Here is a 16,463-nt window from a genome sequence, read left to right on the forward strand (position 1 = left end):
GTTCACTCCCGTCCCAGGTCACGGTGCACCACCCGGACTCCCACGCCGCCCGCGGCGAGCCGGATGCCGAGCTGCTCGGCGATCGCGACGCTACGGTGCTTGCCGCCGGTGCACCCGACGGCCAGCGTGAGATACCGCTTGCCCTCACGGGCGTAACCCTCGCCGACCAGGCGGAGCAGCGCCGAGTACTGGTCGAGGAAGTCCTGCGCTCCCGGCTGGGCCAGCACATAGTCGCGCACCTGCGGATCGCGGCCGGTGAACGGGCGCAGCGCCTCCACCCAGTGCGGGTTGGGCAGGAACCGGCAGTCGGCGACGAGATCCGCATCCAGCGGAAGTCCGTACTTGTACCCGAACGACACCACCGTGGCGTTGAGCCGGTTGGCGTTCGGCTGCCCGAACGCGGCGTCGATCTTCGACCGCAACTCGTGGACGTTCAGGTCGGTGGTGTCGAGGACCAGGTCGGCCTCGCCGCGCAGCTCGGCGAGCAGAATCCGTTCCCGGCCGATGCCGTCGACCACCCGCTCGTCGCGCTGCAGCGGATGCGGCCGGCGGACGTGCTCGAACCGGCGGATCAGCGCGTCGTCGCTGGCCTCGAGGAACAGCATCCGGGGATGCATGCCCCGCGCGTCGAGCGCCGCGATCGCGGCGCGCAGGTCAGAGAAAAACGGCCGGCCCCGCACGTCCACCACGACGGCGATGCGGCTGATTGCCCCACCGGAACGACGGCCCAGCTCAGCCATGGTGGACAGCAGCTCCGGAGGAAGGTTGTCGACGACGAACCAGCCCAGGTCCTCCAGACACTTCGCCGCGGTGCTGCGCCCGGCGCCGGACAGCCCGGTGATGATCGCCAGATCCAGGGTCGGGGTGGTCATGAGACGGTCTCCGTGTCGAGAATCTCTCCGGTGCGCGGGTCGACGACGGGGGCGGGCGCGTCGGCGCGGCCCGGCGCCGACCGGGCCAGCGCGGTGACGATCGCCGCCGCCGTCCGCGGGCCGATGCCGGACACCTGCGCGATCTGCTCGGCACTCGCCGCCCGTATCTTCGCCACCGAACCGAAGTGGCGCAGCAGGGCCTTGCGCCGGGTGTCACCMAGGCCGGGGACCTCGTCGAGGGCGGAGGCCACCATGGCCGTGGACCGCTTCTGCCGGTGGTAGGCGATGGCGAAGCGGTGCGCCTCGTCGCGCACCCGTTGCAGCAGGTAGAGCGCCTCGGACGTCCGCGGGAGGATGACCGGGTCCGCGGTGTCCGGCAGCCAGACCTCCTCCAGCCGCTTCGCCAGCCSGCACAGCGCCACCCCGCCGGGGCCGGCGTCGATGCCGAGCTCGTCGAGCGCCCGGGCCGCCGCAGCCACCTGGGGCGCCCCGCCGTCCACCACGACGAGGTTCGGCGGGTAGGCGAACCGGCGCGGCCGCCCGGTCCCCGGATCGATCGGCTGCGCGGCACCCGGCGCGCCGGCGATGTCGCCAAGCTCGGCGATGTCGGCGATGTCGGCGATGCGGGACCGCTCGGCGAGGTAGCGCGAGAACCTCCGGTGGATGGTTTCGTACATGCTCGCCACGTCGTCCCCGGCACCCTCCCGGCCGGCACCCTCCCGGCCGGCGATGCCGCGGATCGCGAACCTGCGGTACTCGGACTTGCGCGGCAGGCCGTCCTCGAACACGACCATGCTCGCCACGACGTTCGTGCCCTGGGTGTTCGAGACGTCGAAGCACTCGATGCGCAGCGGCGCGTCGGGCAGCTCCAGGGCCTCCTGAAGCTCGGCGAGGGCACGGCTGCGGGCGGTGAGGTCACTGGCCCGCTTCGTCCGGTGCAGCGCGAACGCCTGCTTGGCGTTGCGCTCCACCGTTTCGAGCAGGGTGCGCTTGTCCCCACGGCGGGGCACGCGGACCTCGACGCGGCTACCCCGGGCCGCGCCGAGCAGTTCGGTGACCGCCTCGACATCGGGCGGCAGGGCGGGCACCAGGATCTCGCGGGGGATGCCTTCCCCCTGGGATCCCGCGGTGGTCGTGGGCACCGTCGAACCGGCGGTCCCGGTCGAGGCCGCTCCCGTGCCGTCGAGGTACTCCTGGGTGAGGAACTGCTCGACGAGGTCCGCGGTCGTGACCTCGTCGAGCTTGTCGACGACCCAGCCCCGCTGGCCGCGTACCCGCCCGCCACGCACGTAGAACACCGCGACGGCGGCCTCCAGCTCGTCCTCGGCGAAGGCGATGACGTCGGCGTCGGTGCCGTCGGGCAGGACCACGGCCTGCTTCTCAACCGCACGGCGCAGGGCGCCGATGTCGTCGCGCAGCCGCGCGGCGCGTTCGTACTCCTGGGCCTGCGCCGCCTGCTGCATCTCCCGTTCGAGCCGACGCAGGTAACGGCCCGTCTGCCCGGACATGAAGTCGCAGAAGTCCTCGACTATCTCCCGATGGGTGGCCGCGTCGACCCGTCCCACGCAGGGTGCCGAGCACCGGTCGATGTACCCGAGCAGGCACGGCCGTCCGACCTGCGCGGCCCGTTTGAAGACCCCGCCCGAGCATGTGCGGGCGGGGAAGACCCGCAGGAGCAGATCGAGGGTCTCCCGGATGGCCCAGGCATGCGCGTACGGGCCGAAGTACCGGACGCCCTTGCGCTTGGGTCCCCGCATGACCTGCAGGCGCGGGAACTCCTCGTGGAGGGTCACGGCGAGACTCGGGTAGCTCTTGTCGTCGCGGTAGCGGACGTTGAAGCGCGGGTCGAACTGCTTGATCCACGTGTACTCGAGCTGGAGGGCCTCGACCTCGGTCGAGACGACGGTCCAGTCGACCGAGCTCGCCGAGGAGACCATGTGCTGCGTACGCGGATGGAGGGTGTGCAACTCGGCGAAGTAGTTGGCCAGCCGGGCCCGCAGGTTCTTGGCCTTGMCGACATAGAGCACGCGACCGTGCTCGTCACGGAAACGATAGACACCGGGTGTCTCGGGGATCGAGCCCGGCGCGGGCCGGTAGGACGCCGGATCAGCCATGAACCGAGCCTACGGCGACCTTCATCCCGAGCAAGCAGCACCTGCACGTAACCATTTCATCACGCATAGCGCGCGGGCTTGGCGGCGGGTTCCCTCCGGTGGTGGCGGTAGGGTGACGAGCGGCGACGGCCACCCGGCAGCATCGTGACCGATTACACACCTTCCGCTGTTTCGGGGGCCCCCGTTGGCGTCCGGGGCGGAGGGCTGCGACCCTCGAGACATCGGGCAAGCGAACCGAGGGAGCCAGCGCGTGCTTGGTAAGGACGTCACGGCGGAGTTCGTCGTGGACGACGCGTCCAGCCGTGGGCGGATCACCGTGTTCCAGATCTGCTGGGGCGCCCGCGACCCGTTGGCCGTGTCCATGACGCTGGTGTCCAGGCCGGAGCATCCCGCGCTGCCGCAGGGCAGCTGGGTCGCACCACGCGACACCCTGCGCGCCGGCCTGGAGACGGCGGTGGGCGACGGGGACGTCCGGATCGGTCCCGACGCGGATCGGCGCGGCGTGCGGCTCGACCTGGTGCACGGCGACCGCCAGTCCGTGGTAGTGGTCGCGGCGTCGTCGCTGCGCAGCTTCCTGGACCGCACCGAGCGGCTTGTCCCGACCGGTCAGGAGCACACCGAACAGGAGCTGGACGCCGTCCTCGCGGACCTGCTGCGGACCTGAGAGGGCGGGAGCGGTCCCACCTCGGCGACCCGGTCACTGAGGATCTCCCGGAGGAAGACCGCGGTGTGGCTCTCCTCGACCGCAGCCACGGCCTCGGGCGACCCCTGCGCGACGACACGGCCGCCTCCCGTGCCCCCCTCCGGACCCAGGTCAATGATCCAGTCCGCCGTCTTGATGACATCGAGGTTGTGCTCGATCACGATGACCGTGTTCCCGGCGTCGACCAGCCGGCCGAGCACGCCGAGCAGCTTGCGGATGTCCTCGAAGTGCAGACCGGTCGTCGGCTCGTCGAGCACGTAGACCGTCCGGCCGGTGGAGCGCCGCTGCAGCTCCGAGGCGAGCTTGACCCGCTGCGCCTCGCCGCCGGAGAGGGTCGGCGCCGACTGGCCGAGCCGGACGTACCCCAGGCCGACGTCGTTCAGCGTCCGCAGGTGGCGGGCGATGGCCGGCACCGCGGCGAAGAACTCCGCCGCCTCCTCAATCGGCATGTCGAGCACCTCGGCGATGTTCCTGCCCTTGTAGTGCACCTCCAGCGTCTCCCGGTTGTACCGGTCGCCGTGGCAGACCTCGCACGGCACGTACACGTCTGGCAGGAAGTTCATCTCAATCTTGAGGGTGCCGTCACCGGAACACGCCTCGCACCGCCCGCCCTTGACGTTGAACGAGAACCGGCCCGGCAGATAGCCACGGACCTTCGCCTCGGTCGTCTCGGCGAACAGCCGGCGGATGTGGTCGAACACGCCGGTGTAGGTGGCGGGGTTGGRCCGCGGCGTGCGTCCGATCGGGGACTGGTCGACCCGGACCGCCTTGTCGAGATTGTCGAGCCCGCTGACAGTGCGGTGCCGGCCCGGCACCTGCCGGGCGCCGTTGAGCTTGTTCGCCAGGACGGCGGCGAGGATGTCGTTGACGAGGGTGGACTTCCCCGAGCCCGACACCCCGGTGACGGCCACGAAACAGCCCAGCGGGAACGACACGGTGACGTCGCGCAGGTTGTGCTGCCGGGCCCCGTGCACGGTCAGTGCCCGGCCCTTGGCCGGCACCCGGCGGATGTCGGGCACCGGGATCCGCCGCCGCCCGGACAGGTAGGCGCCGGTCATCGACTCCTCGCTGGCGAGCAGCTTCTCGACCGGCCCGGAGACGACGACCCGACCGCCGTGCTCGCCGGCGCCGGGGCCGATGTCGACCACCCAGTCGGAGGCGCGAATCGTGTCCTCGTCGTGCTCGACGACGATGAGCGTGTTACCCAGGTCGCGCAGCCGCAGCAGGGTCTGGATGAGCCGGCGGTTGTCCCGCTGGTGCAGGCCGATCGACGGCTCGTCGAGCACGTACAGCACCCCGACGAGCCCGGAACCGATCTGGGTGGCCAGCCGGATGCGCTGTGCCTCGCCGCCCGCCAGGGTGCCGGCGGCCCGGTCGAGGGAGAGGTAGTCCAGCCCCACGTCCAGCAGGAATGTCAGCCGCGCGTCGACCTCCTTGAGCACCCGACCGGCAATGGTCCGCTCCCGTTCGGTGAGGTCGAGCCCGCGCAGGAACACGGCGCACTCGCCGATCGCCAGACCCGAAACCTCGGCGATCGACCGGCCACCCAGCGTCACCGCGAGTGACTCCGGCTTTAGCCGCGCGCCGCGRCAGGCCGGGCAGGGGATGTCGCGCATGTAGCCCTCGTACCGCTCCCGGCTGCTGTCCGACTCGGCCTCGCGGTGCCGGCGGCCCAGGAAACCGATCACGCCCTCGAAGGAGGTGTGGTAGGAACGCTTGCGGCCGTAGCGGTTGGTGTAGCCGACGTGGATCTCGGTGTCGCCGCTGCCGTACAGCACGGCCTTGCGGGCCCGCTCGGGCAGCCCCTCCCACGGGGTGTCCATCCTGAAGCTGAGGTCCTCGGCGAGGGCCGTGAGCAACCGTTCGAAGTACTCCTTGTTGTGGCCGCCCGACCAGGGGGCCACCGCGCCCTGCGCCAGCGACAGGGTGGGGTCGGGCACGACGAGCTCCGGGTCGACCTCCTTGCGGGTCCCGATCCCGGTGCACTCGGGGCAGGCGCCGTACGGCGAGTTGAACGAGAACGACCGCGGCTCCAGCTCCTCAAAGGAGAGGTCGTCGTAGAGGCAGGCCAGATGCTCGGAGTACATCCGCTCGCGCTCGGGATCGTCGGCGTCGCGGTCGACGAAGTCAACCAGGACGAGCCCGCCGCCCAGCTTCAGGGCCGTCTCCACCGAGTCGGTGAGCCGCCGCTTCGCTGACGACTTGATCGCGAGCCGATCGACGACGACCTCGATCGTATGCTTGCGCTGCTTCTCCAGCTTCGGCGGATCGGTGAGCGGCACCACCGTGCCGTCGACGCGGGCCCGTGCGAACCCGGAGCTCTGCAGCTCGGCGAACAGGTCGACGTACTCGCCCTTGCGGCCACGCACCACCGGGGCCAGCACCTGGAAGCGGGTGCCTTCGGGCAACTCCAGCAGCCGGTCGACGATCTGCTGCGGGGTCTGCCGGGAGATCAGCCGCCCGCACTTCGGGCAGTGCGGACGGCCGGCGCGGGCGAAGAGCAGCCGCAGGTAGTCGTAGACCTCGGTGATCGTGCCGACGGTGGACCGCGGGTTGCGCGAGGTCGACTTCTGATCGATGGAGACGGCCGGAGACAGCCCCTCGATGAAGTCGACGTCGGGCTTGTCCATCTGCCCGAGGAACTGCCGCGCATAGGCCGACAGCGACTCCACGTAGCGCCRCTGCCCCTCGGCGAAGATTGTGTCGAAGGCGAGGCTGGACTTGCCGGACCCGGACATACCGGTGAAGACGATCAGCCCGTCGCGGGGCAGGTCGAGGTCGACGTCACGGAGATTGTGTTCACGCGCGCCACGCACGACAAGACGATCGGCCATCGACAAACCCTCATGATCTTCAGTAAGACCGGACCTGGGCGAGTGTGGCCATGCTACGGATGAGGACCGACACTTTTCCGGGGGCGGCCACCTAACCATCAGCCGGACGAATCCGTCGCATCCGGCAGAGACCTCAGAGGCGTCAGAGGCGTCAGATCTCCCGGTGCCACCCGACGGACCGTAACGACCGGCAGCTATCCCCTGTTCCCGTCCCATCCGCGCCATCCACTCCGGAGAGGATCGTCATGAGCGACGCCAACGGCGGCGACACCAGCCGCACCGGCTACACCGAGTACACCGGGAAAGTCACGGTCGGCGGTCCGGCCGACGTGCGGACCCTGCCAGGCCTGACGATCACCAAGGTCGCCGTCGGCCCGATGAACAACAACGCCTACCTGTTGCACTGCCCGGTCACCGGGGAGCAGCTGCTCGTCGACGCGGCGAACGAGGCCGACACGCTGCTGCGGCTTGTCGGGGACGCGGGGCTGGCAACGGTGGTCACCAGCCATCGGCACGATGATCATGTGCAGGCCCTCGCAGATGTGGTCACCACCACCGGGGCCAGCACGGTCGCCCATCCGGACGACGCCCCGGCCATTCCGGTGCCCACCGCGCGGCAGGTGCGCGAGGGGGACGAGATCGCCGTCGGGACGGCGGCCCTTCGGGTGATCCACCTGGTCGGGCACACACCMGGATCCATCGCCCTGCTCTACGACGCCGATCCCGCCGCTCCCCACCTCTTCACCGGAGACTGCCTGTTCCCTGGCGGCCCTGGAAACACGTTCGGTGACGAACAGGCCTTCACGACGCTGATGGACGATCTCGAACGCAAGATCTTCGGCCCACTGCCGGACACCACCTGGATCTACCCCGGCCACGGACACGACACCACCCTCGGCGCCGAACGCCCGCACCTGGCGGAATGGCGCGCCCGCGGCTGGTGACGGTGGGGGTGAGGCCGGCTGCGGCGAGCTCGCGCACTCACGCCACCGGATACGCTCACTCCCCCGAGACCCCCTCCGGCACGAGGTGATGCTGGCGCTACGTCCGCTGGCCAGAGGAGCCGGGGGAGCCGTCGGCGAGATCATCGATCAGATCGTCCTGCCGCTGCCGCGGCGTCCGCGGGACCGGGCGGAGATGGCCGAGACGCAGCCGCGTCTCGGCCGGGACGGCGTGCCACCGTGAGCTGACCGCGGGCTCCCAGCCTGGCCGGGCCAGCCCGCTCACCAGCCCGGAGAGGATCCGGACCGCGCGCAACGCGTCGTGCGACCGGCCCACGGCCAATTTGCGCGCGGCGAGGACGGTCAACTGGGCCGCGTGCACCGCGGTCCACGACCGGCCCACGTCGTGACGGTGCCGCCGGGCATAGGTGGCTGCCGACCGGCCGAGTTCGGCGTACAGCAGCCCGGACCGCCCGACGGTCTCCCCGCCCACATGAACGACCGGCCAGGCGTCGTCCGCCCAGACGATGCGCCCACCCGCGGCGTGCAACCGGGCGAACAGATCCGTCTCCTCGTAGTACATCCAGTACGACGGGTCGAATCCGCCCAGCCGTAGGAAAATCTCCGAGCGGACGGCGAAGAAGGCGCCGACCGGATAGCGCAGTTCCGGCCACCTCTCCACCGCGGCGATCTCGCCCCGTACCGCCGTGTAGGCGTTCGTCCGCGGGCGCGGCAGGACGGCACTCGCCCGTCCCCGCTCGCCCGCCGTGCCGCGGATCGGGAAGCCGACCACGTCGGCGGACGACGGGGCCCAGGCGAGCAGCTTCGGGATCATCGTCGCGGTGTCGGCAGGGACCGTCACGTCACTGTTGACCACCAGGATCCACTCCGGCCGCAGCCCGTCCTCCAGGGCACGGCGGACAGCGAGGTTCACCGCGGTGCCGTATCCGACGTTCCCGTGCCCCTGGACCACGCGCACACCGTCCGGCAACGCATCATGTCGGGATTTCCCATCATTTTCTACCAGAAACACCCGACATTCCGCCATGGCATCCAGTGTGGTCAGCAACCGGTACAGAGACGTCGATCCCCCGTGAGAAACGACGACCGCCAACAGCCTGTGCATCATCCGCCTTCGGCTAGTACGCCCGCAACGAGCTGCGAAATTTCGGGAAGAATCGGCAAGAAAGGACCACGACTCACACCGAACGAGTACACACGATCGGTCCCGGAACGTCGAGTATTCCCGCCCGCGCGTCTCCTCGCCCACGTCAGAGAGATACGTTCCGGCGGCTGGATGTGCACCGAATGTACCGCAGTACCCGCCGGAGCCAGCATAACCGCTGAGCCAGGACTGTCAGGCATCCTCGTTCCCGGCGCGTCGCGACACCATTCCTCGATATGTTTCCGGGCAAGTGGCGAACCGGGCCCGGTTCGCCACCCGCCCACCGGTCATCGGGGCACCTCCTGGGAGCCTTCGGCCACGCCCCCCGGCTCGGCTACCCCCTCCGGCTTGGTTACCCCCTCCGGCTCGGCCACGGACCGCGGGGCCGGCGGGGTGGTGCGCAGCGACCAGACGATGGCCACGATCAATGTCACCACAATGACACCGAGCGACAGCGCGATCGGCGGGTGCCACACGTCGGTGAGCAACATCTTCACGCCGATGAAGGCCAGGATGAACGCGAGCCCCGTCGCCAGGTGGTGGAAACGTTCCATCAGACCGGAGAGCAGGAAGAACAACGACCGCAGCCCCAGGATGGCCAGGGCGTTGCTCGTGTAGACCAGGAACACCTTGTCGGTCACACCGAGCGCGGCGGGCACCGAGTCGAACGCGAACAGGACGTCGGCGGTCTCGATCACGACGAGGACGGCCAGTAGCGGCGTGGCGACCAGCTTCCCGGCACGCCGAAACACGAAACGCTGCCCCTGATAGTCGTCGGTGACCGGAATGACCTTGCGAAGCAGCGCGACCGCCCTGCTTCGGCCCGGATCCATCTCGACGCCGTCGCCCCGGAGCATCGTGACCGCCGTGTAGAGCAGAAAAGCCCCGAAGACGTAGATGACAAAGCTGAACCGTTCGAGCAGCGCGATGCCGGCCGCAATGAACAGGAAACGGAGCACAAGCGCTCCCAGCACACCGTAGAACAGGACGCGGTGCTGGTAGGCGCGAGGCACCTTGAAATAAGAGAAGATCAGCGCGAAGACGAAGAGGTTGTCGACGGACAGGCTCTTTTCCAGCAGCCACGCGGCGGCGTACTCGCCGGCGGGCCCCGGGCCCTGCCAGGCCCAGATGACACCGGCGAATCCGATGCCCAGCGAGACCCACAGAACGCTCCACCACGCGGCCTCGCGAAAGCCGATGACGTGAGCCCGACGATGTGCCAGCAGGTCGATGGTCAGGAGTGTGAGCAGGACGCCGACGAAGGCGGCCCAAGCCCAGGGGGGCACGTACACAGATGATCTCCAGCGGAGTCGGGTGCCCGCCACGGCGGGCGGTCAGCGCCAGAAGCCGCCGGGATGGGCGGGGCGGACCGTGGTGGCGCGCCCGCGCAGCGGGGCGGTCTCCACCGCCTGCTTCAGCTCCACCGGGCCCACCGTTCCGATCAGGCGAAGGCGACCGTCATCCGGGGCGGCGCCAATGACGGCGACRCAGCCCGCGGCCGGCCGCTCCAGAAGCCGGCCGGTGACGTCCGTCAGCTGCTCGTCCGGACGGGCGGTGGCAACCATCTCCAGCGGAATCATGACCCGGTTGATCCGGGCGAGACCTCGATCGTCCATCGGCACGGCGGCGAGGTCACGCAACAGCGCCACCCCGGCGAGGGATCCGTCGAAGTCCTCGACTCCGAACACCGCCCTCCGCGACGGCAGTACAACCTCGTCCAGCGCGCTTGCGACGGTCGTCCAGGCGGACAACGGCGGCGGCGGCGGGCTCATCACGTCCCGGACGGTCAGACCCTCCAGCGCGACGTAGGTCCGCTGCTGCGCCTGGGCGAACCGGGAGGTGCCCAGCGCCAACCAACCCAGCAGGACAGCCCACAGCGCGACGAACCCGACCAGGAACGACCCGACCAACCCGACGGCGATCAGTGACCAGCCAGTGATCACGCCGGCGCGGGCCGCGGCCTGCTCGGCGCGCGCACGACTGCCAGTGCGGCGCTCCACCCGGGCTGCGATCAGCCGGCCGCCGGAGCTGCGCGGGGAGGGAAGGACGTCAACGAGGGTCACCAGCAGCGCGAAGGTACCCACCCACAGGGCCACCTCGCCGGCCAGTTCCCAGGTGCCGGCGGGTGCCAGGGCACCGAGCACGACAAGCAGGGCCCCGGCGGCAGCGGTGACGAGCAGGCCGGCCCGCGCGATCCGCGCCTCGACCTGGGTGCCGACCTGGGTGCCCGTCCCCGGCGTGGGATCGAGGGCCGCCACGGGCGGCGGCGCGAGATCGATACCGTGGAGTGCCGGCTGGTGGGCGGCCGGGTGAGGGGTTGTCGGGTGAGGGGCGACCGCCACGCCCGCGGAGCGGTCGGGCGCACCGGCCAGGACCAGYCGGCTTCCGAAGGCGCCGAGGGTGATGCCGAGAACGGTCACCCCCGACCGACGGGCCGACCGGGCCCGCATCAGATCGGCGGCCAGCAGGACGCCCACGAGCAAGCCCGCCCCGATCAGACCGCCGGACAGGTAGGCGAATCCGGGCCGGCCGGGCACGGTGGCCGGCAGCGTGATCGCGGAGAGGAGGACAGTGACGATCGCCACCGAGACAGCCAGTCCCGGACGCACCGTGATCGGCGGGAGATGTCCCCGTCGGGTGGCGTCGTGGGTGGTCATGTCCGCTCAGAGCTCCTTTCGCCTTCACCGGGCCGCGGTCACGACCGGGTGTCATACATGCTCAACGCATAGCCTGCCCGTCAACGTCCCGGCAGACACCGCAGGGAGTCCGCGACTTTGCCGACGATTTCGTTGCCGAGGTTCGGCAACATCGAAGTTCGGCAACATCGAGATTCGGAAACTGTCGGAGGCCTGTGGTGTGCTAGAAGCCGTGAGCACAACGTTCGAACGGCCCACCATCGACATCGAGCGGACGCGGGCGCYGTTTCAGGTCGTGTCCGACTTCTCCCCGTCGGGCGACCAGCCTGCCGCCATCGACGAGCTGGCCCGGCGGRTCGGGGCCGGCGAGTCCGACGTCGTCCTCCTCGGCGCCACCGGCACCGGAAAGTCCGCGACCACCGCGTGGCTGGTCGAGCGCCTGCAGCGGCCGACGTTGGTGATGGCCCCGAACAAGACGCTCGCCGCGCAGCTCGCCAACGAGTTCCGGGAGCTGCTGCCGCACAACGCCGTCGAGTACTTCGTCTCGTACTACGACTACTACCAGCCCGAGGCGTACATCGCGCAGACGGACACCTACATCGAGAAGGACTCCTCGATCAACGAGGAGGTGGAGCGGCTACGGCACTCGGCGACGATGAACCTGCTCACCCGTCGGGACGTYGTCGTGGTCGCGAGCGTCAGCTGTATCTACGGCCTCGGCACACCGCAGGAGTACATCGACCGGATGGTGCGGCTGAGGGTCGGCGACGAGATCGAGCGGGACCTGCTGCTGCGCCGCTTCGTTGACGTGCAGTACACCCGCAACGACCTCGCCTTCACCCGCGGGACGTTTCGGGTCCGGGGGGACACGGTGGAGATCTTCCCGGTCTACGAGGAGCTCGCCGTCCGAGTCGAGATGTTCGGCGACGAGATCGAGCGGCTCACCTACCTGCATCCACTGACCGGGGAGGTCGTCAGCGAGGCGGAGGAGATCTACGTCTTCCCGGCCACGCACTACGTCGCCGGGCCGGAGCGGATGGAGCGGGCGATCGCCGGCATCGAGGCGGAGCTCGCCGAGCGGCTGGCCACCATGGAGCGGCAGGGCAGGCTGCTGGAGGCACAGCGGCTGCGGATGCGCACCACCTACGACATCGAGATGATGCGCCAGGTCGGGTTCTGCTCGGGCATCGAGAACTACTCCCGGCACATCGACGGCCGCGAGGCCGGGAGCCCGCCGCACACCCTGCTCGACTACTTCCCCGACGACTTCCTGTTGGTGATCGACGAGTCGCACAACACCGTCCCGCAGATCGGCGGGATGTACGAGGGCGACATGTCCCGCAAGCGCAACCTCGTCGAGCACGGGTTCCGGCTGCCCAGTGCCATGGACAACCGCCCGCTGCGGTGGGAGGAGTTCCTCGAGCGCATCGGCCAGACGGTCTACCTGTCGGCGACCCCGGGCCCCTACGAGCTGGGCCGGTCCGTCGGCGTCGTCGAGCAGATCATCCGGCCTACCGGCCTGCTCGACCCCGAGGTCGTGCTCAAGCCGACGAAGGGGCAGATCGACGATCTCGTCCACGAGATCCGGCTGCGCGCCGAGCGGGACGAACGGGTCCTGGTCACCACGCTGACCAAGAAGATGGCCGAGGATCTCACCGACTACCTGCTCGAACTCGGCATCCGGGTGCGGTACCTGCACAGCGAGGTGGACACCCTGCGCCGGGTGGAGCTGCTCACCGAGCTGCGCCGCGGCGAGTTCGACGTGCTCGTCGGGATCAACCTGCTCCGCGAGGGTCTCGACCTGCCAGAGGTGTCGCTGGTGAGCATCCTCGACGCCGACAAGGAGGGCTTCCTGCGCTCGGACAAGTCACTGATCCAGACGATCGGCCGGGCCGCCCGTAACGTGTCCGGGCAGGTCCACATGTACGCGGATGCGATCACCCCGTCGATGCGCCGCGCCATCGACGAGACGAACCGGCGGCGCGAGAAGCAGATCGCCTACAACACCGAGCGCGGGCTGGATCCCCAGCCCCTGCGCAAGAAGGTCGTCGACATCCTCGACGACATGGTTCGCCAGTCGGCCGACGGCGAGCTGATTGGCGGCGGCGGCCGATCGCAGTCCCGCGGCAAGGCCCCGGTTCCGGGGATGAAGTCGCGCGCCGGCAGGGAGGGCGCCGTCGGCCGGTACGCCGCCGAACTCGCCGGCCTGCCCTCCCACGAACTCGCGCAGCTTATCCGCCAGCTCGACGACCAGATGCACGAGGCGGCGAAGGAGCTGCAGTTCGAGCTGGCCGCCCGGCTGCGCGACGAGATCGCCGAGCTGAAGAAGGAGCTGCGTGGCATGGGCGCCGCCGGCGTGCAGTGATGCCGTGAGCGCCGGCCTGCCACGATCAGCCGGCTGGGGCGGCGGTGTCCGTGCCGCTGGCGGCAGTATCCGTGCCGCTGGCGACGGTCTCGGCCTTGGCGGTGGCCTTGGCGGTGGCCTTGGCGTCGCGGCGGGCCAGCAGATCCTGCCAGACCTCCTCGATGCGGGCGTCGAGGTCGTCCAGGCTCCCGCCGTTGTCCACCACGATGTCGGCAGCGGCCCGGCGCTGGGAGTCCGTGGCCTGGTTCGCCATCCGCGCCAGCGCCTGGTCGCGGGGCAGGCCGCGGCCCTCGAGGCGGTGCAGCCGCAGCTCCCGCGGCGCCTCGACGACCAGCACCACGTCGTAGGTGCCCTCGGCGTGCACCTCGACGAGCAGCGGGATGTCGTGCACGGCGATTCCGCTCGGTGACACCTCCCCCATGCGCCGCGCCGTCTCCTCGCGGATCAGCGGATGGACGATCGCTTCGAGCCGGCCGCGGGCGGCGGGATCGGCGAACACGATCCGGCCGAGCGCCTCGCGGTCCAGGCCGCCGTCCGCGTTCGCCAGTTCGGTGCCGAACTCCGCCAGGACCGCGGCGAGCCCCGGGGTGCCGGGCGCCACCACGTCCCGGGCGACCTGGTCGGCGTCGATCAGCAAGGCGCCCCGGGCCGCGAGGCACGCTGACACCGCGCTCTTGCCCGAACCAATGCCACCCGTCAGACCTACTGTGAACACATCGCCGAGTCTGCCAGCTCCCGGAGCCAGCCACCCAGCCGGTCCGCCCGGCTGCGCCCTCGCGTACTTGGCAGCTCGCGTACTTGGCAGCTCGCGTACTTGGCAGCTCGCGTACTTGGCAGCTCGCGTACTTGGCAGACTGTGCGGATGGAGGTTGCCCCGGTCGCGCACCGGCTCTGGCCGGCCCTGCTCACCGGCACGCTGCTCGGTCTCGGTGCCCTCGGCCTCGCGCTGGCACCGGCGCTCGCCGGTTCGGCACCGTTGCTGCTCGTTGCGCTGCGACCCACGTGGGCGATCCTGCTGCTGGTCGGCGGCACGGTGCCGTTCGTTCCCGCCCTGCTGATCGCCGCGTTTTTCCGCGGGCTGATCGACGTCGGCTACTTCGGTCTGGCCCGCAACAACATCCGCTCGGTGCTCCTACGGCGCATCAGCACCGGCCGCGTCGTGGCGGCGCTGTCCCGCCGCGGCACCCAGCGCCCGCTGCTGTGGTTCTGCCTGCTGAACACCAACGCGGCGGTGGACGCGGCGCTCGGCGCCGGCGACGTCCCGCTGCGCCGGTTCCTGCGCTTCCTGGTTCCCGGCTCCCTGCTGTCCTCGGCCCTCTACCTGACGGCGGCGCGTGCCGTGACGCCATGGATGCACGGCGTCGTCACCTGGCTCGACGAGAACATGACCTTCCTGATCCTCGGCAGCCTCACGTTGGCGATCATCCAGCTGGGGGCGCGGACGCTCCTGCGCCGTCGGGGTCGGCTCCGCACTGCATCCGGTTCCCCGCCCGGCCCATCGTCCGGCTGGTCGCCCGGCCGGCATCGCGGATAGGGTGGTAACGGAACGTTTCCGGCTAGCCAGAAGAAGGCGGTGGACCGGCACTCTCTGGACATCCTGTGTCGCAGGTAGCAAGGTCGGTGACTCCGGGGTCATCCGCGGCCGTCGACGCCCGCGGGAATCCACCGGCGATCATCTCACGCTACGGAGTCGACGATGCCCTGCCCCCGCCACGCCCTGCCCTGCGCGGTCCCACCCCACATCCTCGAACGCATTGTCCGCAACGGCACCGAGGAGCAGCGTTCCCGGGCCCTGTCCACCCTGCTCCAGGACACCTCTCATCGCACCATCCRGGTGCACAACGCCCTGATGCGCTCGACGCGGCGCGGTGCCGTCCCACCGCGCCCGGCGCCCGAGACCGGCCCGCGGCGTACCGTCAGCGACGCGGGCGGCACCGAGATCCTGCCGGGTGCGATGGTTCGCGAGGAGGGTGGCGCCGCGATCGACGACGCGGCGGTCAACGAGGCCTACGACGGCCTGGGCTCGACGTTCGCGTTCTACTCCGACGTCCTAGGCCGGAGCTCCATCGATGACGAGGGGATGGCTCTGCTCGCCACCGTGCACTACGGCGACCACTACGAGAACGCCTTCTGGAACGGCCGCCAGATGGTGTTCGGCGACGGCGACGGCGAGCTGTTCAAGCGTTTCACGGCGTCGCTCGACATCATCGGTCATGAACTGACCCATGGCGTCACCGAGGACGAGGCGGCGCTGATGTATGTGAACCAGTCCGGCGCGCTCAATGAGTCGATCAGCGACGTCTTCGGTTCCCTGGTGAAGCAGTACGTCCGCGGCCAGACCGCCGAGCAGGCCGACTGGCTGATCGGCGACGAGCTGCTCACAGACGCCGTCCAAGGCGTCGCGCTGCGGTCGATGAAGGCCCCCGGGACCRCCTACGACGATCCGGTACTCGGCGACGACATCCAGCCGGACCACATGGACCGCTACGTCCGGATGACCGCCGACAACGGCGGCGTCCACATCAACTCGGGCATCCCGAACAAGGCGTTCTACCTCGCCGCGACGGCTCTCGGCGGATACGCCTGGGAGAAGGCCGGCCGCATCTGGTACGAGACCCTGCGCGCACCGCAGATCCGGCCGAACACGACGTTCCGTGCATTCGCCTCGGTGACCGTGCACCAGGCCGGCCTGCTGTTCGGTGCGGACGCGCGGAAGGCCGTCTCCGAGGCGTGGCAGGCCGTCGGCATCGTCGTCCGCGTATCCGGGCAGGTCAGCGCAGCCGGGCAGGTCAGCGCAGCCGGGCAGGTCAGCGCAGCCGGGTAATTCGGACCA

12 protein-coding genes are annotated in these 16,463 nt (G+C 70.1%); 5 read left to right on the forward strand and 7 right to left on the reverse strand.

Annotated elements, in window-relative coordinates; translation table 11 throughout:
• Positions 1–2: 2 nt before the first annotated feature.
• Together rapZ and uvrC are read right to left on the reverse strand one after the other, a co-directional pair.
• Complete coding sequence (gene rapZ, locus CcI156_RS04830) at positions 3–872, reverse strand: RNase adapter RapZ (RefSeq protein WP_011436073.1); 870 nt, start codon at positions 870–872, stop codon at positions 3–5.
• Complete coding sequence (gene uvrC / locus CcI156_RS04835; protein ID WP_076804441.1) at positions 869–2,986, reverse strand: excinuclease ABC subunit UvrC; 2,118 nt, start codon at positions 2,984–2,986, stop codon at positions 869–871. The genes rapZ and uvrC overlap by 4 nt, the downstream gene beginning before the upstream one ends.
• A 250-nt stretch (positions 2,987–3,236) precedes the next feature.
• On the opposite strand from uvrC, the gene CcI156_RS04840 reads away from it, so the two are divergent.
• The gene (locus tag CcI156_RS04840; protein WP_011436071.1) at positions 3,237–3,650 is read left to right on the forward strand and encodes an SsgA family sporulation/cell division regulator; all 414 of its coding nucleotides are present in this window, start codon (positions 3,237–3,239) and stop codon (positions 3,648–3,650) included.
• Here CcI156_RS04840 and uvrA read toward each other — a convergent pair.
• The gene (gene uvrA / locus CcI156_RS04845) at positions 3,593–6,523 is read right to left on the reverse strand and encodes an excinuclease ABC subunit UvrA (RefSeq protein WP_076804442.1); all 2,931 of its coding nucleotides are present in this window, start codon (positions 6,521–6,523) and stop codon (positions 3,593–3,595) included. The genes CcI156_RS04840 and uvrA overlap by 58 nt on opposite strands.
• Before the next feature lie 245 nt (positions 6,524–6,768).
• Between uvrA and CcI156_RS04850 the strand changes: the two genes are divergently transcribed.
• Positions 6,769–7,467, forward strand: a complete 699-nt coding sequence (locus CcI156_RS04850; protein ID WP_011436069.1) for an MBL fold metallo-hydrolase — start codon at positions 6,769–6,771, stop codon at positions 7,465–7,467.
• Between the two features lie 97 nt (positions 7,468–7,564).
• On the opposite strand, the gene CcI156_RS04855 is transcribed toward CcI156_RS04850, so the two are convergent.
• The 3 genes from CcI156_RS04855 to CcI156_RS04865 all read right to left on the reverse strand — a co-directional run bounded on the left by CcI156_RS04855 (position 7,565) and on the right by CcI156_RS04865 (position 11,286).
• Positions 7,565–8,590: a glycosyltransferase family 2 protein gene (locus CcI156_RS04855; RefSeq protein WP_023841696.1), complete on the reverse strand. Its 1,026-nt coding sequence runs from the start codon at positions 8,588–8,590 to the stop codon at positions 7,565–7,567.
• 326 nt (positions 8,591–8,916) lie between these two features.
• Positions 8,917–9,921, reverse strand: coding sequence for a TerC family protein (locus tag CcI156_RS04860; protein ID WP_011436067.1), 1,005 nt, complete (start codon positions 9,919–9,921; stop codon positions 8,917–8,919).
• A gap of 42 nt (positions 9,922–9,963) precedes the next feature.
• Entirely contained in the window at positions 9,964–11,286 is a 1,323-nt protein-coding gene (locus tag CcI156_RS04865; protein WP_011436066.1) for an alanine and leucine rich protein, read from the reverse strand.
• A gap of 211 nt (positions 11,287–11,497) precedes the next feature.
• Here CcI156_RS04865 and uvrB point away from each other — a divergent pair, with 211 nt between their 5' ends.
• Complete coding sequence (gene uvrB / locus CcI156_RS04870) at positions 11,498–13,630, forward strand: excinuclease ABC subunit UvrB (RefSeq protein ID WP_076804538.1); 2,133 nt, start codon at positions 11,498–11,500, stop codon at positions 13,628–13,630.
• A gap of 25 nt (positions 13,631–13,655) precedes the next feature.
• Here the strand turns inward: uvrB and coaE are convergent, their stop codons facing one another.
• The gene (gene coaE, locus CcI156_RS04875; RefSeq protein ID WP_011436064.1) at positions 13,656–14,345 is read right to left on the reverse strand and encodes a dephospho-CoA kinase; all 690 of its coding nucleotides are present in this window, start codon (positions 14,343–14,345) and stop codon (positions 13,656–13,658) included.
• A gap of 147 nt (positions 14,346–14,492) precedes the next feature.
• Between coaE and CcI156_RS04880 the strand changes: the two genes are divergently transcribed.
• Both CcI156_RS04880 and CcI156_RS04885 read left to right on the forward strand, forming a co-directional pair.
• Complete coding sequence (locus CcI156_RS04880; RefSeq protein ID WP_011436063.1) at positions 14,493–15,164, forward strand: hypothetical protein; 672 nt, start codon at positions 14,493–14,495, stop codon at positions 15,162–15,164.
• Between the two features lie 162 nt (positions 15,165–15,326).
• A complete protein-coding gene (locus CcI156_RS04885; protein WP_076804443.1) occupies positions 15,327–16,454 on the forward strand; it encodes a M4 family metallopeptidase in 1,128 nt (375 codons plus the stop codon).
• Positions 16,455–16,463 lie beyond the last annotated feature (9 nt).

The organism is Frankia sp. CcI156, from assembly GCF_001983015.1.
Lineage (GTDB): Bacteria > Actinomycetota > Actinomycetes > Frankiales > Frankiaceae > Frankia > Frankia casuarinae.

Coding starts and splice junctions, on each gene's coding strand:
- rapZ (WP_011436073.1), bottom strand. CDS start 872: ATGACCACCCCGACCCTGGATCTGGCGATCATCACCGGGCTGTCCGGC.
- CcI156_RS04880 (WP_011436063.1), top strand. CDS start 14,493: ATGGAGGTTGCCCCGGTCGCGCACCGGCTCTGGCCGGCCCTGCTCACC.
- CcI156_RS04855 (WP_023841696.1), bottom strand. CDS start 8,590: ATGCACAGGCTGTTGGCGGTCGTCGTTTCTCACGGGGGATCGACGTCT.